Origin of the sequence: Paracoccus mutanolyticus (assembly GCF_003285265.1) — a bacterium.
Classification (GTDB): Bacteria; Pseudomonadota; Alphaproteobacteria; order Rhodobacterales; family Rhodobacteraceae; genus Paracoccus; species Paracoccus yeei.
In genome coordinates this window covers 3,306,286-3,330,399 of the sequence record NZ_CP030239.1, presented here as the reverse complement: position 1 = coordinate 3,330,399, position 24,114 = coordinate 3,306,286, and the positions used below count along the sequence as shown (strand labels likewise).

Annotated in this window: 17 protein-coding genes and 6 pseudogenes; 12 read left to right on the top strand and 11 right to left on the bottom strand. The window is 68.1% G+C overall.

Translation table 11 applies throughout. The features are described 5' to 3' along the window. Positions 1–2: 2 nt before the first annotated feature. The 3 genes from DPM13_RS18140 (at position 3) to DPM13_RS18130 (ending at position 4,495) form a co-directional block, all read left to right on the top strand. Positions 3–722: a P-loop NTPase family protein gene (locus tag DPM13_RS18140; protein ID WP_099649631.1), complete on the top strand. Its 720-nt coding sequence runs from the start codon at positions 3–5 to the stop codon at positions 720–722. After that, the gene (locus DPM13_RS18135) at positions 719–2,884 is read left to right on the top strand and encodes an RNA degradosome polyphosphate kinase (RefSeq protein WP_112888556.1); all 2,166 of its coding nucleotides are present in this window, start codon (positions 719–721) and stop codon (positions 2,882–2,884) included. The genes DPM13_RS18140 and DPM13_RS18135 overlap by 4 nt, the downstream gene beginning before the upstream one ends. A gap of 69 nt (positions 2,885–2,953) precedes the next feature. Then, positions 2,954–4,495 carry a Ppx/GppA family phosphatase gene (locus tag DPM13_RS18130; RefSeq protein WP_080622570.1) on the top strand — a complete coding sequence of 514 codons (1,542 nt, stop codon included), beginning with the start codon at positions 2,954–2,956 and terminating at the stop codon, positions 4,493–4,495. A gap of 12 nt (positions 4,496–4,507) precedes the next feature. Here the strand turns inward: DPM13_RS18130 and DPM13_RS18125 are convergent, their stop codons facing one another. Continuing rightward, entirely contained in the window at positions 4,508–5,557 is a 1,050-nt protein-coding gene (locus tag DPM13_RS18125) for a dipeptidase (RefSeq protein ID WP_112888813.1), read from the bottom strand. A gap of 329 nt (positions 5,558–5,886) precedes the next feature. Here DPM13_RS18125 and DPM13_RS18120 point away from each other — a divergent pair, with 329 nt between their 5' ends. From DPM13_RS18120 to DPM13_RS18110, 3 genes are all read left to right on the top strand, one after another. Beyond that, complete coding sequence (locus DPM13_RS18120) at positions 5,887–6,210, top strand: antibiotic biosynthesis monooxygenase family protein (RefSeq protein ID WP_028719096.1); 324 nt, start codon at positions 5,887–5,889, stop codon at positions 6,208–6,210. A gap of 62 nt (positions 6,211–6,272) precedes the next feature. Then, positions 6,273–6,956, top strand: a complete 684-nt coding sequence (locus tag DPM13_RS18115; RefSeq protein WP_449579232.1) for an AAA family ATPase — start codon at positions 6,273–6,275, stop codon at positions 6,954–6,956. Positions 6,957–7,052: 96 nt separating this feature from the next. Then, on the top strand, positions 7,053–7,340 hold the full coding sequence (locus tag DPM13_RS18110; protein ID WP_112888555.1) for an I78 family peptidase inhibitor: 288 nt from the start codon (positions 7,053–7,055) through the stop codon (positions 7,338–7,340). Between the two features lie 96 nt (positions 7,341–7,436). Here the strand turns inward: DPM13_RS18110 and uvrB are convergent. From uvrB to DPM13_RS27510, 7 genes and pseudogenes are all read right to left on the bottom strand, one after another. Next, positions 7,437–9,608, bottom strand: a pseudogene (gene uvrB, locus DPM13_RS18105) (excinuclease ABC subunit UvrB). Positions 9,609–9,696: 88 nt separating this feature from the next. Further along, positions 9,697–11,036: pseudogene (locus DPM13_RS18100) on the bottom strand (branched-chain amino acid ABC transporter permease). A 12-nt stretch (positions 11,037–11,048) separates the two neighbouring features. After that, positions 11,049–12,050, bottom strand: coding sequence for a branched-chain amino acid ABC transporter permease (locus DPM13_RS18095; RefSeq protein WP_112888554.1), 1,002 nt, complete (start codon positions 12,048–12,050; stop codon positions 11,049–11,051). Positions 12,051–12,053: 3 nt separating this feature from the next. Beyond that, positions 12,054–12,751 (bottom strand): annotated as a pseudogene (locus tag DPM13_RS18090) (ABC transporter ATP-binding protein). Beyond that, positions 12,748–13,602, bottom strand: a complete 855-nt coding sequence (locus DPM13_RS18085; protein WP_028719089.1) for an ABC transporter ATP-binding protein — start codon at positions 13,600–13,602, stop codon at positions 12,748–12,750. The pseudogene DPM13_RS18090 and the gene DPM13_RS18085 overlap by 4 nt, the downstream one beginning before the upstream one ends. 103 nt (positions 13,603–13,705) lie before the next feature. Beyond that, a complete protein-coding gene (locus DPM13_RS18080; protein ID WP_112888553.1) occupies positions 13,706–14,890 on the bottom strand; it encodes an ABC transporter substrate-binding protein in 1,185 nt (394 codons plus the stop codon). Positions 14,891–15,025: 135 nt separating this feature from the next. Next, a pseudogene (locus DPM13_RS27510) lies at positions 15,026–16,025 on the bottom strand (GlxA family transcriptional regulator). 116 nt (positions 16,026–16,141) lie between these two features. Between DPM13_RS27510 and DPM13_RS18070 the strand changes: the two are divergent. Next, the gene (locus DPM13_RS18070; RefSeq protein ID WP_112888552.1) at positions 16,142–17,548 is read left to right on the top strand and encodes a class II 3-deoxy-7-phosphoheptulonate synthase; all 1,407 of its coding nucleotides are present in this window, start codon (positions 16,142–16,144) and stop codon (positions 17,546–17,548) included. A gap of 398 nt (positions 17,549–17,946) precedes the next feature. On the opposite strand, the pseudogene DPM13_RS18065 reads toward DPM13_RS18070, so the two are convergent. Then, positions 17,947–18,399 (bottom strand): annotated as a pseudogene (locus DPM13_RS18065) (PAS domain-containing protein); the annotation flags it as partial. 187 nt (positions 18,400–18,586) lie between these two features. Here DPM13_RS18065 and gmk point away from each other — a divergent pair. From gmk to DPM13_RS18050, 3 genes are read left to right on the top strand one after another with little or no spacing between them, the layout of a single operon-like run. Then, complete coding sequence (gmk, locus tag DPM13_RS18060; protein ID WP_112888551.1) at positions 18,587–19,231, top strand: guanylate kinase; 645 nt, start codon at positions 18,587–18,589, stop codon at positions 19,229–19,231. After that, positions 19,215–19,742 carry a gamma carbonic anhydrase family protein gene (locus tag DPM13_RS18055; protein ID WP_080622559.1) on the top strand — a complete coding sequence of 176 codons (528 nt, stop codon included), beginning with the start codon at positions 19,215–19,217 and terminating at the stop codon, positions 19,740–19,742. Before gmk ends, DPM13_RS18055 begins: the two co-directional genes overlap by 17 nt. Beyond that, positions 19,739–20,791: an ATP-binding protein gene (locus tag DPM13_RS18050; RefSeq protein ID WP_028719082.1), complete on the top strand. Its 1,053-nt coding sequence runs from the start codon at positions 19,739–19,741 to the stop codon at positions 20,789–20,791. The genes DPM13_RS18055 and DPM13_RS18050 overlap by 4 nt, the downstream gene beginning before the upstream one ends. An 11-nt stretch (positions 20,792–20,802) precedes the next feature. Here the strand turns inward: DPM13_RS18050 and DPM13_RS26285 are convergent, their stop codons facing one another. Together DPM13_RS26285 and DPM13_RS26280 are read right to left on the bottom strand one after the other, a co-directional pair. Beyond that, positions 20,803–21,204: a LysR substrate-binding domain-containing protein gene (locus DPM13_RS26285; RefSeq protein WP_317616454.1), complete on the bottom strand. Its 402-nt coding sequence runs from the start codon at positions 21,202–21,204 to the stop codon at positions 20,803–20,805. Continuing rightward, the gene (locus tag DPM13_RS26280; RefSeq protein ID WP_317616341.1) at positions 21,123–21,680 is read right to left on the bottom strand and encodes a LysR family transcriptional regulator; all 558 of its coding nucleotides are present in this window, start codon (positions 21,678–21,680) and stop codon (positions 21,123–21,125) included. The genes DPM13_RS26285 and DPM13_RS26280 overlap by 82 nt, the downstream gene beginning before the upstream one ends. A gap of 117 nt (positions 21,681–21,797) precedes the next feature. On the opposite strand from DPM13_RS26280, the gene DPM13_RS18040 reads away from it, so the two are divergent. Beyond that, positions 21,798–23,036 carry an aromatic ring-hydroxylating oxygenase subunit alpha gene (locus DPM13_RS18040; RefSeq protein ID WP_028719080.1) on the top strand — a complete coding sequence of 413 codons (1,239 nt, stop codon included), beginning with the start codon at positions 21,798–21,800 and terminating at the stop codon, positions 23,034–23,036. Between the two features lie 2 nt (positions 23,037–23,038). Then, positions 23,039–24,105, top strand: a pseudogene (locus tag DPM13_RS18035) (2Fe-2S iron-sulfur cluster-binding protein). Positions 24,106–24,114: the final 9 nt, after the last annotated feature.

Below are 24,114 nucleotides of genomic sequence, written 5' to 3'. Positions count from 1 at the left end.
CCTTGGCCCGCCAGCTTGCCCTGGACCTGACGATCCCGCCCGCCCTGTCGCGGGACGATTTCCTGACCACCGCCGCCAACCGCGACGCGCTGGCCATGCTGGACCGGCCCGCCGCCTGGCCCGGGGGGCGGCTGTTGCTGATCGGGGGGCCGGGTTCGGGCAAATCGCACCTTGCGCGCTTCTGGGCCGAGGAGAACGGCGCCCAGGTCCTGCGCGCCGCGACCATCTCGCCCGGGGACGTGGATGCGCTGCTGCCCTGGGGCGGCGCGCTTGCGGTCGAGAACGCGCATGAGATCGCCGGGATCACCGAGGCCGAGGATGCGCTGTTCCACCTGTGGAACCTGGCCGGCGCGCGCCAGGTCCTGCTGCTGATCACCGGCCGCACCGCGCCGCGCGACTGGGGGATCGTCCTGCCCGACCTGCTGTCGCGGCTGGAATCGGCCGCCCAGGCGGTGCTGGGCCCGCCCGACGACGCGCTTTTGCCCGCCGTGCTGGTCAAGCTGTTCGCCGACCGCCAGATCCAGGTCGCGCCCGACGTGGTCGACTGGCTGGCCCTGCGGATGGAGCGCGACCTTGGCCTTGCCCGCCATCTGGTGGCCGCCATCGACCGCAAGTCCCTGGCCGACCGCCGTCCCGTGACCCGCCGGCTGGCGGCCGAGCTTCTGGACAAGCTTGCGCCGTCCGAGCCATCCTCTGCCCCCTCATCGCACGAGGCACCATGACCCAGGCCGACTATCTTCGCACCCCCTACCTGCCGCCCAAGCAACTGCCCGAGGGCACGCCCCAGGGTCCGGCCCGCTTCTTCAACCGCGAGATCAGCTGGCTCAGCTTCAACTGGCGCGTTCTGGACGAGGCGCGAAACCCCCGCGTGCCGCTGCTGGAGCGGTTGCGCTTCCTGGCGATCTCGGCGACGAATCTGGATGAATTCTATACCGTCCGGGTGGCGGGCCTGCGCGAGCTGGTGCGCGAAGGAAACACGACGCTCTCCGACGACGGGCTGACCGCCTCGGAACAGCTGACCCTGGTCAACGCCGACGCCCGCCGCCTGATGGGGGCGCAGCAGGCGGTCTGGAACGGGTTGCGGCGCGAGATGGAGCTGGCCGACATCACCATCCTGTCGCGCAGCGCCATGACCCGCAGCGAAGAGGAATTCCTGCGCCGCTACTTCATGGACCAGGTGTTCCCCGTGGTCTCGCCCCTGGCGATAGACCCGGCGCACCCGTTCCCCTTCATCCCGAACCTGGGCTTTTCGCTGGCCGTGGAACTGGCGCGCGAAGGCGACGGGCGCCAGATGCAGGCCCTGCTGCCGATCCCCCAGCAGATCGCGCGCTTCATCACCCTGCCGGGCGGCAAGCGCTTCGTCCGGCTTGAGGAAGTGCTGCTGATGCACCTGCCCAGCCTGTTTCCCGGCTATCGCGACATCGGCCATTGCGCCTTCCGCGTGCTGCGCGATAGCGACCTCGAGGTCGAGGAAGAGGCCGAGGACCTGGTGCGCGAGTTCGAGACCGCACTGAAGCGCCGCCGCCGCGGCAGCGTCATCCGGCTGAAGATCACCTCCGGCGCGCCCGATCGGCTGCGCAAGCTGATCATGCAGGAACTGGCCGTCACCCCCGAGGAGGTGGTCGAGGTCGAGGGCCTGCTGGGCATGGCCGACCTGAGCGAACTGGTGCTGGACAGCCGCCGCGACCTGCAATGGCCGTCCTTTACCCCGCGCGTGCCCGAGCGCGTGCAGGACCACGACGGCGACATGTTCGCGGCGATCCGGCAAAAGGACATGCTGCTGCACCACCCCTACGAGACCTTCGAGATGGTGACGCGCTTTCTGGCCCAGGCCGCCGCCGATCCGAACGTGGTCGCGATCAAGCAGACGCTTTACCGCACCTCGCGCGACAGCCCCATCGTGGACGCGCTGTGCGAGGCGGCGGAATCGGGCAAGTCGGTGACGGCCCTGGTCGAGCTGAAGGCCCGCTTCGACGAGGCCGCGAACATCCGCCAGTCCCGCCGGCTGGAGCGGGCGGGGGCGCATGTGGTCTATGGCTTCATGCAGTACAAGACCCACGCCAAGATCAGCGCCGTGGTGCGGCGCGAGGGCGAGCAGCTTGTCACCTATACCCATTTCGGCACCGGCAACTATCACCCGATCACCGCGCGCATCTACACCGACCTGTCGCTGTTCACCTGCGATCCCGCGCTGGGGCGCGATGCGGCCAAGGTGTTCAATTTCCTGTCCGGCTATGTCCAGCCCGAGGGGCTTGAGAACCTGGCGATCTCGCCCATCGACCTGAAAGAGCGGCTGATCGACCTGATCGGGCGCGAGGCGGAATATGCCCGCCGCGGCCGCCCGGCCGAGATCTGGGCCAAGATGAACAGCCTGATCGACAAGGAGGTGATCGAGGCGCTTTACGATGCCAGCAACGCCGGCGTGCGCATCAGCCTGGTCATCCGCGGCATCTGCGGCCTGCGCCCGGGCATCGCCGGCCTGTCGGAAAACATCCGCGTCAAGTCCATCGTCGGCCGCTTCCTGGAACATTCCCGCATCGTCTGTTTCGGCAACGGCCACGGCCTGCCGTCCAAGAAGGCGCGCGTCTTCATCAGCTCCGCCGACTGGATGGGCCGCAACCTGAACCGCCGGGTCGAGGCGCTGGTCGAATGCATGAACGAAACCGTCAAGGCCCAGATCACCAGCCAGATCATGGCCGCGAACCTGGGGGACGAGGCGCAAAGCTGGCTGCTGCAGCCCGACGGCCGCTATCTGCGTTATCTGCCCGCCGGCAAGGACGATTTGTTCAACTGTCACAAGTTCTTCATGGAAAACCCGTCTTTGTCCGGAAGGGGGACCAAGGGGGCGCGCGACGTGCCGGCTCTGACCCATTCGGCGGATTGACGAACAAAAGTTAATGAACCATGCATCGCTTGCCATCGTTCAGGTGGTAACGGAACCGAGAGGAAACCGATGAACGGTGTTGTGACCGCAAGCGGGGAAACCATCGAGCCCTTTGGACGATCGCTGTTCGAGCGCGCCTCGGAACGCGCGCTCAGCCGGGTGGGCGTGGTCGACGTGGGCTCGAACTCGATCCGGATGGTCGTCTTCGACGGCGCGGCGCGCTCGCCCGCCTATTTCTACAACGAAAAGGTCATGGCGGGACTGGGGCAGGGGCTGGCGACCACCGGCCGGTTGAACCCCGAGGGCGTCGTGCGCGGCATGTCGGCGCTGAAGCGCTTTGCCGCGCTGGCCGAGGGCATGGGCATCAAGCCCCTGACCTGCGTGGCCACCGCCGCCGTGCGCGAGGCCGAGGACGGCCCCGCCTTTCGCCGGGCGGTCGAAAAGGAAACCGGCCTGAAGCTGTGGGTCATCGATGGCGAGGAAGAGGCGCGCCTGTCGGCCCAGGGCGTGCTGCTGGGCTGGCCCGAGGCCAGGGGACTGGTCTGCGACATCGGCGGCAACTCGATGGAACTGGCCGAGGTGGACAAGGGCAAGGTCGGGCGGCGCATCTCCACGCCGCTCGGCCCGTTCCGCCTGCAGCAGGTCAAGGGCGGCAGCGACGGCCTGCGCGACCATATCCAGAAGATCCTTGAGGATGCGGCGAAAAAGCTGGGCCGAGGGCACGAGCAGATCTATCTGGTCGGCGGGTCTTGGCGCGCCATCGCCCGGCTTGACATGGAACGCGCGGACTATCCGATGACGGTGCTGCACGAATACCGCATGTCCACCGACGACGTGCTGGCGACCGTCAAGTGGATCGGCAACCAGAACCTGTCCGACATGCGCAGCAAGCTTGGCATCTCGGCCAGCCGGATGGAACTGGTGCCGCTGGCAAGCCAGGTGCTGCGCCAACTGGTCATCAGCCTCGAGCCGAAATCGCTGGCCGTGTCCTCCTATGGCATCCGCGAGGGGCTGCTTTACGAACAGATGCCCGAAAGCCTGCGTTCGCGCGACCCGCTGCTTGAGGCGGCGCGGTTTTCGGAACGCCAGATGGCGCGGATGCCGGGGTTCGGCAAGCGGCTGTACCAGTTCCTGGAGCCCATCTTCAAGGACGCGCCCCCGCAGCGCGACCGGCTGATCCGGGCCGCCTGCCTGCTGCACGACACCACCTGGCGCACGCATCCCGACTATCGCGCCGATGCCTGTTTCGACAATGTCACGCGGGCGAACATGGCGGCGCTGTCCCATCCCGAGCGGGTTTTCCTGGGCCTGTCGCTGCTGCACCGCTACAAGAACAGCCGCGGCAATTCGGCGATGGCGCCGCTGTTCAAGCTGCTCAGCGACGACGAGATCCGCGATGCCGAGGTTCTGGGCAAGGCCATGCGGTTCGGGGCCATGTTCTCGGTCCGCGACCCGTCCGAGGCGGGGACGCTGAAGTTCAACCGCAAGCGCAAGGTGCTGGAACTGCGCCTGACGCGGACCGGCACGGCGCTGATGGGCGAGGTCGCGGACGCCCGCTTCAAGTCCCTGGCCGAGGCGCTGGGGGTCGAGCCGGTCGTCAAGGTGGACTAGGACCAGGGCGCCTCAGGCGCCCCAGGTCCGTTCCAGCACGGACAGCCAGTTCTTCCAGGCGATCTTTTCGACCAGCGCGCGGTCGTAACCATGCGCCAGCATCGCCTGGGTCAGGTTCTGCAGCATCGAGGCGTCGGCCAGATCCTCGGGCATCTGGGCGCCGTCATAGTCGGACCCCAGCGCCACCCCGTCCTCGCCCAGCTTTTCCAGCAGGTGGTCGAGGTGGCGCAGCACGATGTCGAAGCCGCGCATCGGCTCGCGCCGGCCCTGCGGGTGCAGGAATCCCACCGCATAGTTCAGCCCGACCAGGCCGCCGGTCGCGGCGATGGCGTCAAGCTGGCGGTCGGTCAGGTTGCGCGAACTGGGCGCCACGGCATGGGCGCAGCTGTGGCTGGCGACCAGCGGCGCGTCCGACAGCGCCGCCACGTCGTCAAAGCCGCGTTCGTTCAGGTGCGACAGATCCAGCATGATTTTCAGCTGGTTGCATTCCCGCACCAGGGCCTTGCCCGCGGACGTCAGGCCCGGCCCGGTATCGGGCGAGGAGGGAAAGGCGAAGGGCACGCCGTGGCCGTAGCGGGTCGGCCGCGACCACACGGGACCCAGCGAGCGCAGGCCCATCGCGTGCCAGACATGGAGCGCGTCGAGATCTGGGATCGGCTCGGCGCCCTCGATGTGCAGGATGGCGGCGATGCGGCCTTTCGCGATGGTGTCGCGGATCTGGGCGGCGGTCTTGCAAACGGTCAGACGGCCCGTGCGCTCCATCGCCAGAAGGTGGCCGGCCTGGGCAAAGGCATGGGGCAGGGCGTCGGCCAGCGCCACCTCGTCCGGCAGGGGCAGGGCGAAGGGCGGGTTGGCCTTGAGCACGGCGGCAAGCGTGTCGTCCTCGGACGCGGGCGAGGGGGTCCAGATCGCGAAGAAGCCGCCGACGAAGCCGCCCGCCTGCATGCGCGGCAGGTCGAGATGGCCGGTGCCGTCGCCCGAAAGCCACAGCCGGTCGCGCTGCGGCCCGGCGGCCACCATGCGCTGCAGGAAGTCGTTGTGTCCGTCGAAGACCGGAATCATTGGCGCTGCCCCCTTGTTCACGGGCGGCACCATGCGCGCCTTGGCCGGGGGCTGCAACAGGGCGCGCGTTGCGCGGTGCACCGGGTCGGGAGCGGGACGCGGGAAAGCCCGCGATTGCTGGGATTTCGGCCGTGACAGGCGTGCAGCCTGCGTACACCGGGCGTACACAGGGCGTATGCCGCGGCGGTGGGGGGCTCTGCCCCCCTCGGAGCTGGCGCTCCTCACCCCCCGGGATATTTCGGCAAGAAAGAAGCCTGGGGGATTGCGATTTTTCGGCTTTGCGGGCGGGGCGGCTGCGCTATCCTGAAGCGAGCCAGAGGGAGCCAGCCATGACCCAGATCTCGAACGACTTTCAGGGACAGACCGTGATCTGCACCTTCGAGGTGACGCCCGGCAGCGCGCATGACGTGCTGGATGCGCTGAGCGAGGCCTATGACCGGGTGATCCGGCATCAGCCGGGCTATGTCTCGGGCGCGGTGCACCTGAACGACGCGCAGACCCGCATCGCCACCTATTCGCAATGGCGCGACCGGCGCGACTACCAGGCCATGCTGCGCAGCCCCGAGATGCGCGAAAGAAACCGCGCCATCAATGCCATGTGCCGCCATTTCGAGCCGGTCATGTACGAGGTCATCGGCACCTGGCCCGCCTGATCCCGCCCGGCCGCCGGGGGCCGATGCCGCAGCTGCGAAAAAACCGATGCATCGGCGCGCGCTTGCCCCTAGTCTGGACGGGAACCGGAGAACCGGAAAGGGGGGCAGATGGCAGGGCGATCATCACCGTCGCGCAGCATCAAGGGCGGGTCGGGCAAGACCACCACCGCGGTCAACCTGGCCGCGACCTTGCGGGGGCGGGGCTATCGGTCGCGCTGCTCGACACCGACCCGCAGGGCAGCCTGGGTCGCTGGTTCCTGGAGCGGCTGGAACGCCTGGGCGAGGACGAGGCGCTGGAGTTCACCACCTCGTCGGCCTGGGGGGCGAGCTACGAATCGGAGAAGCTGAAGAAGCGCTTCGATTACGTCATCATCGACACGCCGCCCAAGATCGACAGCGACCTGCGCCCGGCGCTGCGGGTGGCCGACCTGGTGCTGGTCCCGGTCGCCACCAGCCAGGTCGACCTGTGGGCGACCGAGGGGGTGCTGGACCTGGCGCGGCGCGAGAAATGCGACACGCTGATCGTCCTGAACCGGACCCGGCCCCACACGCGGCTGGCCGCCGAAATCGCCCAGAAGGCCGCCGAGCTTGGCGCCGAGGTGGCGGCGGCGCAGGTCGCGAACCGGGTGCTTTACGCCGAGACCCTGGGCCAAGGGCTGGGGGCCGCGGACGGCGCGCGCGGCAACCCCGCCGCCCGGGCCGAGGTGGACGCGCTGACCGACGAGGTGCTGAGCTGGCTGCCCTGAGGGCGGCGGGGTTCCGCCGGCGCGGCGCGATTTCGGGAAACCTTTTGCCGGCAGCGGCGTTCGGGCGGCGACTCCCCGCCACAAGGAGAACGTCCCGTGAAGCAGATCCTGCCTGTTCTGGTGCTTGTTCCCGTCCTTGCCGCCTGCCTGCCCGAACCGCCCGAGCCGACGCCGATGCCCCCGGTCGCGATCCAGGACGACACCTGCGGCGCGAGCCGTTACCTGGCGCTGGTGGGCCAGCAGGGGACCACGATCAGCGTTCCGGCCAATACGCCCTACCGGCTCTATCGGACGGGCGACCCGGTGACGATGGATTTCAACGCCGCCCGGCTGAACTTTGAACACGACCGCACGGGACGCCTGGTGCGGGTCAGCTGCGGCTGACGGCGCGGGGCCGCTGGCGCATCAGCTGACGCTGACGACACCGGACCGCGTCAGTTGAAGCTGACGGCGCGGGGCGCGATCCGCCCGTGCCGCCGCCTAGCGGTGGCGTTTCGACCGCTTGTTGCCGCCGCGCTGGCCGGCGCGGCCGGCGGTCGAGCGGCCCGAAGCCTTCATCGCCTCTTCCGCCGCCTCCTCGATCACCGATTGCCGGGCCAGCGGGTCGTCGGCGCGGCCAGTTCGACCACCTGGGCCTCGACCTCGCTCCGCCCCGGACACAGGGTTATGACGCGATCCGGCATACCGCCCAAGGGCCGCAGCGCGTCCAGATCAAGGGTCGCGCCTATGGCGAGGACGCAAAGCCTGGTCAGCGCCTCGGCGACCACAAGCGCGGCGCGCCCTGCGACACCGTGCCAGCTCATCCTCGACGTTCTTCCGGACCGTCTGCGGCGTGATGCCGTGTTCGATGTTGTAGGCCATCTGCTTTTGCCGGCGGCGTTCGGTTTCGGCCATGGCGCGTTCCATGCTGCCGGTGATGCGGTCGGCATACATGATGACGCGGCCTTCGGCGTTGCGCGCCGCGCGGCCGATGGTCTGGATGAGCGAGGTTTCCGAGCGCAGGAAGCCTTCCTTGTCGGCGTCGAGGATGGCGACAAGGCCGCATTCGGGGATGTCGAGCCCCTCGCGCAGCAGGTTGATGCCGACCAGCACGTCGAAGGCGCCCAGGCGCAGGTCGCGCAGGATTTCGATGCGTTCGATCGTGTCGATGTCGCTGTGCATGTAGCGGATGCGGATGCCCTGTTCGTGCAGGTATTCGGTCAGGTCCTCGGCCATGCGCTTGGTCAGCGTCGTGACCAGCGTGCGCAGGCCCGCGGCCGAGACCTTGCGCACCTCGTCCAGCAGGTCGTCGACCTGCATCTCGACCGGCCGGATCTCGATCTGCGGGTCGATCAGGCCGGTGGGGCGGATGATCTGTTCGGTGAAGACGCCGCCGGTCTGGTCCAGTTCCCAATCGGCGGGGGTGGCGCTGACGAAGACCGATTGCGGGCGCATGGCGTCCCATTCCTCGAACTTCAGCGGGCGGTTGTCCATGCAGCTGGGCAGGCGGAAGCCGTGTTCGGCCAGGGTGAACTTGCGCCGGAAGTCGCCGCGATACATGCCGCCGATCTGCGGCACCGAGACATGGGATTCGTCGGCAAAGACGATGGCGTTGTCGGGGATGAATTCGAACAGCGTCGGCGGCGGCTCACCGGGCGCGCGGCCGGTCAGGTAGCGGCTGTAGTTTTCGATGCCGTTGCAAACCCCAGTCGCTTCAAGCATTTCCAGGTCGAAGTTCGTGCGCTGTTCCAGCCGCTGCGCTTCCAGCAGCTTGCCTTCGTCGGTCAGCTGCTTCAGCCGTCCCTGAAGTTCGGCACGTATCCCCTTGATCGCCTGCTGCAATGTCGGGCGCGGGGTGACGTAGTGGCTGTTGGCGTAGATGCGGATCTGCTTGAAGCTGTCGGTTTTCGCCCCGGTCAGCGGGTCGAACTCGGTGATCGCCTCAAGTTCGTTGCCGAAGAAGTCGAAGCGCCAGGCGCGATCCTCGAGGTGGGCGGGCCAGACCTCGACCACGTCGCCGCGCACGCGAAAGCCGCCGCGCTGGAAGGCGGCGTCCAGGCGCTTGTACTGCTGGGCCACCAGTTCGTTGATGAAGCCGCGCTGTTCGTATTGCTGGCCGACGATCATGTCCTGGGTCATGGCCGAATAGGTCTCGACCGAGCCGATGCCGTAGATGCAGGAGACCGAGGCCACGATGATGACGTCGTCGCGTTCCAGAAGCGCCCGCGTGGCCGAGTGGCGCATCCGGTCGATGGCCTCGTTGATCTGGCTTTCCTTCTCGATATAGGTATCGCTGCGGGCCACATAGGCTTCGGGCTGGTAGTAGTCGTAGTAGCTGACGAAGTATTCGACGGCGTTGTCGGGGAAGAAGCCCTTGAATTCGCCGTAAAGCTGGGCGGCGAGCGTCTTGTTCGGCGCCAGGATGATGGCGGGACGCTGCGTCGCCTCGATCACCTTGGCCATGGTGTAGGTCTTGCCGGCGCCGGATCGCGCCCAGAGGACCTGGTTGCGTTCGCCGGCCGTCACGCCTTCGGCCAGTTCGGCGATGGCGGTCGGCTGGTCGCCGGCGGGCTGGAATTCGGATTGCATGACGAAGCGCTTGCCGCCTTCCAGCTTGGGGCGGCTGACTTCGGGAAAGCGCAGGACCGGGGCGTTGGTGTTGTTGTGACCCATCGTTTCACCTTTGTTCCGGTCCAATCTGGCGCTTTCGCCCGCCGATGCAAGTCCCGGCGGGCGGAAAAGATCCCGATGGCGCGGCCGGCTATTTTTCCGGGACCAGGCCGCGCGGGGCGAAGCGCAGCACCAGAAGCAGCACCAGCCCCATCGCGATGAAGCGCATGTGCGGCGCGCCGCCCAGAAGCTGCGCCTTGAGCCCGCCTTCGGGCAGGGGCAGCGTGACCATGTGCATGAAGGCGGGGCCCCAGACCTCGGCCTTGATCCAGAGATACCAGATCAGCACGGCCCCCAGCACCGCCCCCCAGTTGTTGCCCGAGCCGCCGACGATGACCATGACCCAGATGACGAAGGTATAGCGCAGCGGGTTGAAGCCGCCGGGCGACAGAAGCCCGTCCAGCGTCACCATCATCGCGCCGCCGAGCCCGACCACCGCCGAGCCGATGACGAAGATCTGCAGGTGCCGGCCGGTGACGTTCATGCCCATCGCCTCGGCCGGCGTCTCGTTGTCGCGGATGGCCTGCATCATGCGGCCCCAGGGGGATTTCAGCGCAAGTTCGGCCAGCAGGATCAGCGCCAGGAGGACGAGGCCGAAAAGGCCCGCGTAAAGCAGCTTGACCCAGATGCCCGAGGCGGTGGCCGGGTCCATGCCCCAATCCGCCGCGCGGGCCGCAAAGCCGGGGTCGTTCTGCAGATCGAGTTCGTAGGGCACGGGGCGGGGGATACCCGAGATGTTCTTGACGCCGCGCGCCAGCCATTCCTCGTTCCTGAGGACGGCGACGATGATTTCGCCGATGCCGAGCGTCGCGATGGCGAGATAGTCCGAGCGCAGGCCAAGTGCGACCTGTGCCCACGCCCCTGGCGGCGGCGGCGGCGAAGGCCGCGCCGACCGGCCAGCCCAGCAGCACCGGCCAGCCGAGGCCGCCGATATTGCCGGCGGAGGCGGCGTTGTTCGCCTCGATCGCCATGACGGCGGGGTCGAAGAGTTCGCGGTAAAGGACGAAGCCCAGCACCAGCACGCCGATCAGCGCCGGCACGCGCGGCCAGCCCCGCAGCCGGCGCCAGGTCAGCGCGGCAAGCGCCAGCGTCCAAGCCCCACGGCCAGCGCCAGCAGACGCGCGGGCCGCCGGCGGCCCAGGCGCCCGGCACCGGCGCGGTCGCGACCAGCACCGGCCCCAGCGCGCCAAGCGCGACGAAGCCCACCACGCCCGCGTTGAAGAGGCCCGCATAGCCCCATTGCATGTTCACCCCAAGCGCCATGACGGCCGAGATCAGCCCCATGTTCAGGATGGCCAGCGCCGAGTTCCAGCTGCCGGAAAACAGCATGTTGCGGGTGGTCCCTTCGAGCACGAAAAGGACGGCGATCAGCAGAAAGACCAGGGGCGCGCGCCAGCGGCTGGTGGCTTCGGCTTGACGGTTCGTCGACATCGCTTGGCCCCCTTAATAGCTTTTGCCGCGGAACAGGCCGGTCGGCCGGAACAGCAGCACCACGATCAGGATCACGAAGCTGACCGCGAACTTGTATTCGGTGGACAGCAGTTGCAGCAGCCCGTCCGACTGAACGCCCAGATAGCCCGCGACCTTCTTCCAGGGATAGGTCACCGCGACCTCGGAGAAGGCGACGATGAAGCCGCCCGCGACGGCGCCCAGCGGATTGCCCAAGCCCCCCACGATGGAGGCCGCAAAGATCGGCAGCAGGATCTGGAAATAGTTGAAGACCTTGAAGGATTTGTCGAGCCCGTAAAGCGTGCCCGCCGTCACCGCCAGCGCCGTCGCGATGATCCAGGTCAGGCGCACCACGCGTTCGGGGTCGATGCCCGACAGCAGCGCCAGATCCTCGTTGTCGGCATAGGCGCGCATGGCCTTGCCGGATTTCGAGCGGCTGAGGAAGCGGAACAGCGCCCAGCAGGCCAGCGCCGTGATGCCCAGCGTCAGGCCCTGGCTGAGACGCAGGGACAGCCCCTCGGTCAGCCCGGTCCAGGCGCGAAAGTCCTGGACCGAGATCAGGAAGCGGGCGCCGTCGTCGAAGCGGATCTCGTCCACGCCGATGACCAGGCGGGTCAGGCCGTTCATGATGAACATGACGCCGACCGAGGCCATGACCAGGATGATCGGGGCCGACCGCTGCCTGCGGTAGAAGCGATAGACGGCGCGGTCGGTGCCAAGGACCAGCAGGCAGCAGAGCGCGATGCCGAAGGGCAGGGCCAGAAGCGCCGTCGGCAGCGGGCCAAGGCTGATCCCCAGCGCCTGCAGGCCCCAGGTCACCAGGATCACCAGCGCGGTGCCGAAGGCCATGGTGTCGCCATGGGCGAAGTTCGAAAACCGCAGGATGCCATAGATCAGCGTGACCCCCAGCGCCCCCAGCGCAAGCTGCGCGCCATAGGCGGCGGCGGGGATGACGACAAAGTTCAAAAGCGCCACCAGCGCGTTCAGGATGTCCATGCCTCAGCCCCCCAGGAAGGTGCGGCGCACCTCGGGGTCGGCCAGCAGGGCGGCCCCCGTGTCGGTATAGCGGTTCGCGCCCTGCACCAGCACATAGCCGATATCGGCGACCAGGGCTGGCGGGCGTTCTGTTCGACCATCAGGATGGATGCCGGTGCGGGCGACCTCGATGATGCGGTCGAAAAGCTCGTCCATGACGATGGGGCTGACGCCGGCGGTCGGTTCGTCCAGCATCAGCAGGCGCGGTTCGTCATCAGCGCGCGGCCGACGGCGACCAGCTGGCGCTGGCCGCCCGAAAGCTCGCCCGCGTTCTGGCGGCGCTTGTCGGCCACGGCGGGGAACAGGTCATAGACCTGGGCCATGGTGTCACGATAATCGTCGTCGCGGATATAGGCGCCCATCTGCAGGTTCTCCTCGACCGTCATGGTCGGGAAGATGTTGTGGGTCTGGGGCACGAAGCCCATGCCCTTGCGCACGCGTTCCTGGGGCGTCAGGGCGGTGATATCCGCGCCCCCCAGGGTCACGCGGCCTTCGCGCAGGTTCAGCATGCCGAAGACGGCCTTCATCGCGGTGGACTTGCCGGCGCCGTTCGGGCCGACGATCACGGCGATCTGGCCCTGATCCACGGTCAGCGTGCAGCCGTTCAGGATGTCGGCGCGGCCATAGCCGCCGCGCATGTCGGTGGCGGAAAGATAGCTCATGGCCGGCCCCTCGCTTCGTCGCCCAGGCCCGGCTGGGCGCCGTGGCTTTCGCCCGAGGCGGTTTCGGTCGCGATCTCGGCCGCGACCTTGTTCTTCAGGCCGGTGCCCAGATAGGCCTCGATCACGGCCTCGTTCTGCATGATGCTGGAGGCGGAGCCCTGCGCCAGCACCTTGCCCTGGGCCATGACGATGACCGGGTCGCAGAGCCGGCCGATGAAATCCATATCGTGTTCGATCACGCAGAAGGTATAGCCGCGTTCGCGGTTCAGCCGGGTGATGGCGTCGCCGATGGTGCCCAGAAGCGTGCGGTTCACGCCGGCGCCAACCTCGTCCAGAAAGACGATCTTGGCATCGACCATCATGGTCCGGCCCAGTTCCAGCAGCTTTTTCTGCCCGCCGGACAGGTTGCCGGCCTTTTCATCGGCGACATGGCTGATGGTCAGGAAATCCAGGACCTCGTCCGCCTTGGCGCGCAGGGCGCGTTCCTCGTCCCGGATGCGGGCGCGGCGGAGCCAGGTGTTCAGCAGCCGTTCCCCGGTCTGGCCGCCGGGCACCATCATCAGGTTCTCGCGCACGGTCATCGAGGAAAATTCATGCGCCAGCTGGAAGGTGCGCAGCAGGCCCTTGTGGAACAGGTCGTGCGGAGCAAGGCCGGTGATATCCTCGCCATCCATCACGACGCGGCCGGAGGTCGGTTTAAGAACCCCGGCGATGACGTTGAAGAGGGTGGATTTTCCGGCGCCGTTGGGGCCGATCAGCCCGGTGATCGAGCCGGTCTCGATCGTCAGGCTGGCGCCATCCACGGCGCGGAAGCCGCCGAAATGCCGGTGCAGGTCGTGGACCTGGATCATGTCTCTCCCCAGACTTCGCGGAATACGCGAAGAAACGCCCCTATGGGCTTGTTTTGGTTCTGGAAAGGCCCGGACGGATGCCGGGCCGATCCGGTGTTGCGGCTTAGCGGAAGCCGACGACGTTCAGCTTGCCGCCCTTGAAGTCGACCTCGCGGTAGACGCCGGCGCTTTCGCCCGGCTCGACCAGCTCGACCGAGGTGGCGCCCACATAATCGACGTCGGTGCCCGCGGCAATCAGTTCCAGCGCCTTGGCCAGTTCGCCGGGATAGATCTTTTCGCCGGGCGCGTTCGCGACCTCCATCACCTTGTCCTTCCAGACCTTGGGATCGGTGGTCTTGGCGGCCTGCATCGCCAGCAGCATCAGGGCGCTGGCGTCATAAGCCTCGCCGGCATAGGCCGAGGTGCCGTCGAAGCCGGCGGCCTTGGCCAGTTCGGCGAACTTGTCGTGGCCCTCGCCCTCGGCCGAGGGGTTCTGGCCGAACGAGGTTTCCAGCTGGGTGCCGAACTTGTCGGCGAGCGTGGTGTTCACCATGCCGTCGGGCAGCACGAAGGTCGAGAACGCGCCGGTGTCGAGCGCACCCTGGATGATGCCCGAGCCGCCCTGGTCGGCATAGCCCGCCACCACCAGCGCGTCGCCCCCGGCGGCAGCCAGCGCCGCGACCTCGGCCGAATAGTCGGCCTTGCCGTCGTCATGGGCCGAGACCATCGTGACGGAACCGCCCTTTTCCTTGTAGGAATTGGCGAAGCTGTCCGCGAGGCCCTTGCCGTAGTCGTTGTTGGTATAGGTCACCGCGACCGACTGGACGCCGCGTTCCAGCACGATGTCGGCCATCACCTCGCCCTGGCGGGCGTCCGAGGGCGAGGTGCGGAAGAAGAAGCCCTTGTCGTCGATGGTCGAGAGCGCCGGCGAGGTGGCCGAGGGCGAGATCATGACGACACCGTTCGGCACGGCGACGCGTTCCAGGGTGGCGATCGTCTCGCCCGAGCACATGCCGCCCATGATGCCCTTGACGCCTTCGGCGGTCACCACGCGCTCGGCGGCGGCGACGGCGGCGGCCGCATCGGTGCAGGTGGTGTCGTAGACGACCGGCGTGACGGTGGTGCCGTCCAGCAGCTTGCCGCTGTCGCCCACTTCCTTCATCGCGGTCTCGGCGCCTTTCTGGATGGCCGGGGCGATGGATTCCAGCGGGCCGGTGGCGCCGACCCCGATGCCCATCTTGATGTCCTCGGCATGCGCAGCGGCGGCGACCATGGTGCCGGCGACGCTAGCCAGAAGAAGCTTTTTCATTGTCCGTCTCCCTGAGTGGAACATTGTCCTGCCCGGCAGGCTATAAGCCGCCGATCGAAATGGAAAGTGCACAGAATGGGCAGAACGCAGGGGCAGTTCGGCGTTTCGGGCGCAATTTGCCGCAGGGCCCGGCGATCAGCCGCCCGCCGCCGCGCCGCCGCGCTGGCGATAGGGCGTGCTGCCATAGGCGCGCGGAAGCATTGCGAGAAATGCGCGCCGAGGTGAAGCCGCAGGCCAAGGCGATCTCCATCACGGCCATCTCGGTCTGCATCAGCAGGTTGCGGGCGCGTTCCAGCCGCAGCTCCATGTAGTAGCGCTTGGGCGAGCGGCCGAGGTAGCGCGCGAATGCCGCATCGCGGCGTTGGATCATGGCGGCTCGAGTAGGGCATCGAGCTTCGCGTCTTGCATTTCCATCCACTCCGACATGCCGACGACGACCTGGGCCAGAAGATCGATGGTTTCGCGCAAGGTCTGGTTTTTGAGCAAGGGCAGGGGGTCGTCATTCGGACCCTATTACGGTGAAGGATGATCGGTCCTCGACGCGGCTGGCCAGTTCCGCCCCGTGATCGCGCGCGATCTGGCGCAGCATCAGGTCGATGGCGGTGGTGCCGCCGGCGGCGGTCAGGCGGCTGCCGTCCTCGACGAAGACGGTGCGGATCAGGGTCACGTCGGGGAATTTCTCGGCGAACCCGTCCTGGTTTTCCCAGTGGATGGTGGCGCGGCGGCCGTCCAGCAGCCCGGCCTCGGCCAGAACCCAGGCGCCGGTGCAGATGCCGCCGATGCGCGCGCCGCGCCGCGCCTCGCGCCGCAGCCAGCCCAGGATCGGCCGGGTCGCCGCGCGGGGCACGTCGATGCCGCCGCAGACCAGGATGGTGTCGTTGCGCTGCACCTCGATCAGGCCTGCGTCGACCACGACGGCGGTGCCGTTCGAGCAGGCCACCGCCTGTCCGCTTTCCCCCAGCAGCCGCCATTCGTAAAGCCTGCGCCCTGCAATCTGGTTGGCCAGCCGCAAAGGCTCGATCGCGGCGGCGAAGGCCACCATCGTAAAGCGTTCAAGCAACAGGAAAACATACCGCTGCGGGCGGGATTCGGCCGGGGATCTGTCCTGGCTTGCGGCTGGAAACGGGTCTGGCATGTCGGTCGCGCGTTCGGATGGCGCAATTCATCAGGACTCGCGGGCGCGCGCAAGGCTTTTCCTTTGCGCCTTTAGGTTCTATATGCCGACCACCCATTTCTCAGGAGGACAGGATAATGGCACAGCAGAACTCGGCTTCCGCGACCCCGGCCAAGGCATGGGAAAAGCGGGGCTGGCGCGCCTATCCGCGGGTCCAGATGCCGGACTATCCTGACCAGGCCGCGCTGAACGCGGTCGAGGCGCAACTGGCGAAGTTCCCGCCGCTGGTCTTTGCGGGCGAGGCGCGGCGGCTGAAGCAGTCGCTGGCCGAGGTCGCCGCCGGACGCGCCTTCCTGCTGCAGGGCGGCGACTGCGCCGAGAGCTTCAGCGAGTTTTCCGCCGACAACATCCGCGACACCTTCAAGGTCATGCTGCAGATGGCCGTGGTGCTGACCTGGGGCGCGCAGCTGCCGGTGGTCAAGGTCGGGCGCATGGCCGGGCAATTCGCCAAGCCGCGCAGCGCGCCGACCGAGGTGATCGGCGGGCAGGAGCTGCCCAGCTATCGCGGCGACATCATCAACGGCTTCGACTTCACCCCCGAGGCGCGCATCCCCGACCCGCAGCGGATGCTGTGGGCCTATACCCAGGCCGCGGCCTCGCTGAACCTGCTGCGGGCCTTTTCGACCGGCGGCTACGCCGACATCCACCGCGTGCAAAGCTGGATCAGCGACTTCACCGGCGGCGAGGAGGCGGCGCGCTATCGCGACATCGCCGACCGGATCAGCGACGCCATGGCCTTCATGGCGGCGGCCGGCGTGACCTCGGACACGGCGCATGACCTGGCCAAGGTGGATTTCTACACCAGCCACGAGGCCCTGCTGCTGGAATACGAGGAGGCGCTGGCCCGCATCGATTCCACCACCGGCCTGCCGGTCGCGGGCTCGGGCCACATGATCTGGATCGGCGACCGCACCCGCCAGCCCGACGGCGCGCATGTGGAATTCTGCCGGGGCGTGCAGAACCCGATCGGGCTGAAATGCGGCCCCTCGACCACGGCCGAGGATCTGAAGGTGCTGATGGGCAAGCTGAACCCGGAGAACGAACCCGGCCGGCTGACGCTGATCGCGCGCTTCGGCGCGGGCAAGGTGGGCGACCACCTGCCGCGCCTGATCCAGACCGTGCAGGCCGAGGGCGCGAATGTGGTCTGGTCCTGCGACCCGATGCACGGCAACGTCATCAAGTCCTCGACCGGCTACAAGACGCGGGCCTTTGATTCGATCCTGCGCGAGGTGCGCGAGTTCTTTGCCGTGCATCGTGCCGAAGGCACCATCCCCGGCGGCGTGCATTTCGAGATGACGGGCAAGGACGTGACCGAATGCACCGGCGGCGTGCGTGCGGTGACGGACGAAGACCTGTCGGACCGCTATCGCACCGCCTGCGACCCGCGCCTGAACGCCAGCCAGTCGCTGGAACTGGCCTTCCTGGTGGCCGAGGAGCTGCGCAACCGCCGCATGGACGAGGCGCGGCAGGCCAAGGCGGTCTGATCCCACCAGGGATGCAAAGGAAAGGGCGGCCGGGGCGATCCGGCCGCCTTTTTCCTGTCGCGGAAGTCGGGCCTATGTCCGGGGCCGGCGGGGCCGGGGCGGTTCGGTCGTGCTGACGATGCGGAAGCGGGCGCGGCGCTCCTCGGGGGTCGAGGGGCTGGCCGGGGCGGGTGCCTCGGGTTCCGCCTTGCCCGACAGGCGGCGGGGCGTTCGGCAAAGCCCGTGGCCGAGGCCGAGGGCTCGATCACCTTGGCGCCGGGGATGACCGGCATCACCTCGTCCGAGACCAGGTCGAAACGGCGCGGCGCCGGCCGATCTGGCCGTCGGCCACCAGGCAGCCCAGGTGCCCGGGTGATGTCGCCCAGGTCCGAGCGCAGCGGCAGGAGCATCATCTGCCCGGCCATCGCGGGCCTTCCGTATGTGGCGGGGCTGTCCAGGTGCAGCAGCGCGATCTGGGGCCCGCGGAACACGCTTTCCAGCACGTCCGACAGCCGGCCGCGCGATCCGGTGTTCAGGAAGGAACAGACCGGCATCCCGCGCACCTCCATCCCCATCAGGTCGATCAGGTGGCGCCCGGCCAGACGAAAGCGCGCGGCCCCCGGCGCGATGCGTTCCAGGATGAAGGCATAGTCCAGCGCGCGGCGCATGCCCTTGGGTTCGACATCGGCGCGGGCGGGGATGGCGCGGCCCTGGCGCAGCCCGTCCCAATAGGCGCGCAGTTCCGCGACGATGCGGCCAGGTTGGACAGGTTCGAAATCGGCCAGTTGCAGCAGCTTGCCGCCGTCGTCCTGCGGGTTGGGCGTCGGCCGAACCGTATCCTGCGCGCCGTCCGGGCCATCGTCCTCAGCCATGTCGTGACCAATCCAACCGTCGAAAGAACTCGTGATGCCTGTCGAAATCTAAACCCTTTGTTCACCGGTTCCGAGCGAATTCTTGACCGATGGTTAAAATTGGACGGCCCTCGGGGCGCGGCCCTTGACCCCGGTGCCCCGCCTGCGCCATTCAGGCGCCGCAAGGCACAGGCAGGGGATCGGCAGGATGGAACGCAGCGGGCTTCTGGTGATCCTTTCCTCTCCCTCGGGGGCGGGGAAATCGACGCTGGCGCGGCGGCTGATGGCCTGGGACCCGAGCCTGCGCTTTTCCGTTTCGGCCACGACGCGCCCGCCGCGTCCGGGCGAGGTCGAGGGCGACCATTACTATTTCCGCAGCAAGGAGCAGTTTCGCGCCATGGTCGCGGCGGGCGAGATGCTGGAGCATGCCGAGGTCTTCGGCAATCTTTACGGCACCCCGCGCCAGCCCATCGAGCAGGCGATGCTGGCCGGGCGCGACACGCTGTTCGACGTGGACTGGCAGGGCGGGCAGCAGATTCGGGCCTCGAGCCTGGGGGCGCATGTGGTGTCGGTCTTCGTCCTGCCGCCCAGCCTGGCCGAACTGGAGCGCCGGCTGATCGCGCGCCAGCAGGACACGCCCGAGGTGATCGCCGCGCGGATGCAGAAAAGCCGGGACGAGATCAGCCATTGGGCCGAATACGATTACGTCATCGTCAACCACGACGTCGACGACAGCACGCGCGCCCTGCAGACCATCCTGATGGCCGAGCGGATGCGCCGCGCCCGGCAGGTGGGGCTTGGCCCCTTTGTGCGCGCCCTGATGGAGGAGGAACGCCATGATCTGGGAACTTGACGGCATCGCGCCGCTGATCGCCGGGGACGCCTGGGTCGCGCCCGACGCGCAGGTGATGGGCCGCGTCGTGCTGGAGGCGGGCGCCAGCGTCTGGTTCGGCGCCGTCCTGCGCGGCGACAACGAGGAGATCCGGGTCGGCTGCGGGTCCAACGTGCAGGACCTGACGGTCTGCCACACCGACATGGGCCATCCGCTGACCATCGGCGCGGATTGCACCATCGGCCACCGCGCCATCCTGCACGGCTGCACCATCGAGGACGGCGTGCTGATCGGCATGGGCGCCACCGTCATGAACGGGGCGCGGATCGGCGCGGGCTCGCTGGTGGGGGCGGGGGCGCTGGTCCCCGAGGGCAAGGTGATTCCGCCCGGCTCGCTGGTCATGGGCGCGCCGGGGCGGATCGTGCGGGAACTGGACGCCGAGGCGCGCGCGCGGCTGCTGAAATCGGCCGAGGGCTACCGGCGCAATGCCGCGCGGTTCCGCCAGGGACTGGCCGCCCCGGCCCGGCCATGACGCCCGAGGCGCTGCGCCAGGTCCTGCGCGCCGTTCCGATCGCCATGCTGGTCACGGACCGCAACGCCCGGCTGGTCGGCGCCAATGACGCGGCCGAGGCGCTGCTGGGCCCGATCCCGTCGGCCCGGCCCTTCGTCACCGTGCTGCGCCATCCCGAGATCAACGCCGCGCTGGAATCGGTGCTGGCGGGGGCCGAGCGCGCGCGGCTGAACGCGACCCTGCCCGCCGAGGGGCGCAGCGTCTTTTGCGAAGTGACGGTGACGCCCCTGTCGCTGGGCGGCAAGGGTGGGGCCGCCGTGGCCATCGAGGACCGCACCCGCGACGAGGAGACCGAGCAGATGCGCCGCGACTTCGTGGCCAACGTCAGCCACGAGCTGCGCACGCCGCTAACCGCGCTTCTGGGCTTCATCGAGACCCTGCGCGGCCCGGCCCGCAACGACGAGGCGGCGCGCGACCGCTTCCTGGACATCATGGAGCGCGAGGCGGGGCGCATGAACCGGCTGATCGGCGATCTGCTGTCCCTGAGTCGGGTCGAACAGGACAAGCGCCGCCGGCCGGTCGAAAGCGTCGATCTGGCGGCCCTGCTGCGCGGCACGGTCGCTGCGCTGAGCCCGGCCGCCGAGGCCGTCGGCGTCCGGCTGGAAAGCCGCGGCATCGAGGGCCCGACCGTGGTGCCGGGCGACAACGACCAGCTGGTGCAGGTGTTTCACAACCTGGTCGAGAACGCGGTGAAATACGGCGCCAGCGGCGGGCTGGTCATCGTCAGCCTGGAGCGGATCGAGCACGAGCCGGTGGTGCGCGGCCCGGCCTGGGCCGTCACCGTCGAGGACCGGGGCGAGGGCATCGAGGCGCGCCACCTGCCGCGCCTGACCGAGCGCTTCTATCGGGTGGACACGCATCGGTCGCGCGCCAAGGGCGGCACCGGGCTGGGCCTGGCCATCGTCAAGCACATCGTCCACCGCCACCGCGGCCGGCTGCGGATCGAAAGCACCAGGGGGCAGGGCAGCCGCTTTACCGTGCTTCTGCCCGAAAGCCTGGGCCGGCTCTAGCGCCGCCGGGCCTATGCGCTTTGCACCAGCCAGTCGGCGAACAGCCGGGCCTTGGCCGAGGCGCGCGGATTGAGCCGCAGCGAAAAGGCCACAGGCGAGGGGATGCCCTCGGGCACCAGCGCGACCAGCCGGCCGCCCTGGACGGCGCGGGTCATCAGACCCTCCCAGCCCAGGACCGCGCCGACATCGTCCTCGGCCGCCTGCAGGGCGATCATGTGGTTGTTGACAAAGAAGCTGCGCCCCGACGGCTGCGGCAGGCCCAGTTCCCGGAACCAGTCGCCCCAGCCGATCCAGCCGCTGCGGTCATCGCTCATGTGGACCAGCGGCGCGGTCAGCAGGTCACGCACGCCGCGAATGGCGTGGTCCAGGGCAAAGCGCGGCGTGCCATAGGCCAGGATGCGGTCGCGAAAGATCTCGCGCCAGTCATCGCCGTTTCCTTCGGGCGTGGCATAGCCGATGCTGATGTCGTGCCGGCTGAAGGCCCCGGCCACGTCGCTGATGATCTGCGACACGGTATCCGGGGGTGGATCTTCCAGAAGGCGGTGATCTTGGGGGTCAGCCACAGCGCGCTGACGGCCGTGGTCGTGCGGATGGTCACGTCCACCGCGTCGGGGCGGTCGCGCAGCCGGCTGACGGTGTCCGAGATCGTCTCGAAGCTGCGTTGCAGCGAGACCAGCAGGACCGCGCCCCGCTCGGTCAGTTCGACCCCGCGGTGCCGGCGGATGAACAGGGCGCAGCCAAGGTCCTGTTCCAGCGCCTTGATCTGGTGGCTAACGGCGGCGGGCGTCACGTTCATTTCCTGCGCCGCCGCCTTGAAGCTGGCGTTGCGCGCCGCCGCCTCGAAACAGATCAGCGCGGTCATGGACGAGAAATCATAGGGCCTGGGCACGGGTTTCCGCCGGTCTGGGTTTATCTGAGATAATCCGAATGAATTTTTCTGCCGTTGTCAAGAAAGCCCGGCCTGCGCCACCATCGGCGCCAGATCAACCCCAACCCGGAAGCCGCCATGTCCGCCACCCAACCCTCGATCCACGATCTTCTGGCCCGCCGCACGCCCGGCCACGCGCTGGAGCAGCCCTTCTACACCTCGCCCGAGGTCTATCAGCTGGACCTGGAAAACATCTTCTATCGCGACTGGCTGTTCGCCATCCCGGCCTGCCAGCTGGTCAAGACCGGCAGCTATGCCACGCTGAAGATCGGCGCCTATAACGTCGTCATCGTGAAGGGCCGCGACGGAGAGATCCGGGCGTTCCACAATTCCTGCCGGCATCGCGGCTCGATCGTGTGCAAGGCGCGCGAGGGCCAGGTCGCCAAGCTGGTCTGCCCCTATCACCAGTGGACCTACGACCTGGACGGCAAGCTTGTCTGGGCCAGCAACATGGGGCCCGACTTCGATCCCGGCCAGCACGGGCTGAAGCCGGTCGCGCTGAAGAACCTGCGCGGGCTGATCTATGTCTGCCTGGCCGACAACCCGCCGGATTTCGACGAATTCGCCCGCGCGGCCGAGCCCTACCTGGCCGTCCACGACCTGACCGATGCCAAGGTCGCCTATTCCTCGACCATCGTGGAGAAGGGCAACTGGAAGCTGGTCTGGGAAAACAACCGCGAATGCTATCATTGCAGCGGCAACCACCCGGCGCTGTGCCGGTCCTTCCCGCTGGACCCCGAGGTCGCGGGCGTCTCGGCCGACGGCTCGATCTCGGCCCGGCTGCAGAACCACTTCGACGCCTGCGCGGCGGCGGGCGCGCCGGCGCAGTTCCTGCTGGGCGGCGACGGGCAGTTCCGCCTGGCGCGGATGCCGCTGCAGGAAACCGCGGTCAGCTACACCATGGACGGCAAGGCCGCCGTCGCCCGCCAGTTGGGCCGCGTCGCCAAGCCCGATGCCGGGTCGCTGCTGATGTTCCACTATCCCAGCACCTGGAACCATTTCCTGCCCGACCATTCGCTGACCTTCCGCGTCATGCCGATCAGCCCGACCGAGACCGAGGTCACGACCACCTGGCTGGTCCACAAGGACGCGGTCGAGGGCGTGGACTATGACCTGAAGCGCCTGACCGAGGTCTGGATCGCCACCAACGACGAGGATCGCGAGATCGTCGAGACGAACCAGGAGGGCATCTTCTCGCCCGCCTATGTGCCCGGTCCCTATTCGCCGGACTGGGAAAGCGGCGTGGTCCAGTTCATCGACTGGTATGCCGACTGGATGGAACGCGCGCTCGCGCCCCAGCGCATGGCGGCCGAGTGACCATGAACGCGCTGGTGAAACCGACCCTGGCCTTCTGGAGCGACGCGGAAGAACTGGAATGCGCCTCGTTCCTGCAAGAGGCGCCGGATGTGATGACCTTCTGCTTTCGCAGCCCCACCGGCGCGTTGTTCAGCTATGAGCCGGGGCAGTTCCTGACGCTGGAACTGCCCCTGCCCGAAGGCGCGGTGCATCGCACCTATACGATCTCGTCCTCGCCGTCGCGGCCGACCTCGCTGACGGTGCGGTCAAGGCGCAGCGCGACTCCGTCGGGACACGCTGGATGTTCGACCATCTGCGGCCGGGCATGCGCATCCGCGCCAGGGGGCCGGCGGGCGCCTTTTCGATGATGCGGGCGCCGGCCGAGAAATATCTGTTCATCTCGGCCGGGTCGGGCATCACGCCGATGATGTCGATGACGACCTTTCTGTACGATTCCGGGCGCGACCCGGACATCGTCTTCGTCAACTGCGCGCGCCGCCCGTCCGAGATCATCTTCCGCGAGCGTCTGGAGCATATGGCGACCCGCGTTGCCGGCATCGACCTGAAATGGATCGTCGAGGCGCCCGACCCCTATCGCCCCTGGACCGGGTTTCGCGGCATCTTCAACCAGCTGATGCTGGGGCTGATCGCGCCCGACTATCTGGAGCGCGACGTCTATTGCTGCGGGCCCGAGCCTTTCATGCAGGCGGTGCGCGACATCCTGCACGGGCTGGGCTATGACATGGCCCGCTATCACCAGGATAGCTTTGGCGGTCCCCCGGCCCAGGCCGAGGCGGTGCCCGAGGACATCGTGCCCCAGGACGGCGCCTTGGCCGAGGTGACCTTCGCCGCCTCGGGCAAGACCGCCCGCGCGGCCGAAACCGAGACGATCCTGGCTACCGCGCGCGCGGCGGGCATCCCGATCCCGTCGGGCTGCGGCATGGGCATCTGCGGCACCTGCCAGGTGCAGAAGCTGTCGGGGCAGGTCCACATGGTCCACAACGGCGGCATCACCGACGAGGACATCGAGGCGGGCTACATCCTGGCCTGCTGTTCCCGCCCCATCGGCGCCGTGACGATCGACCTGTGACGCCGGGTC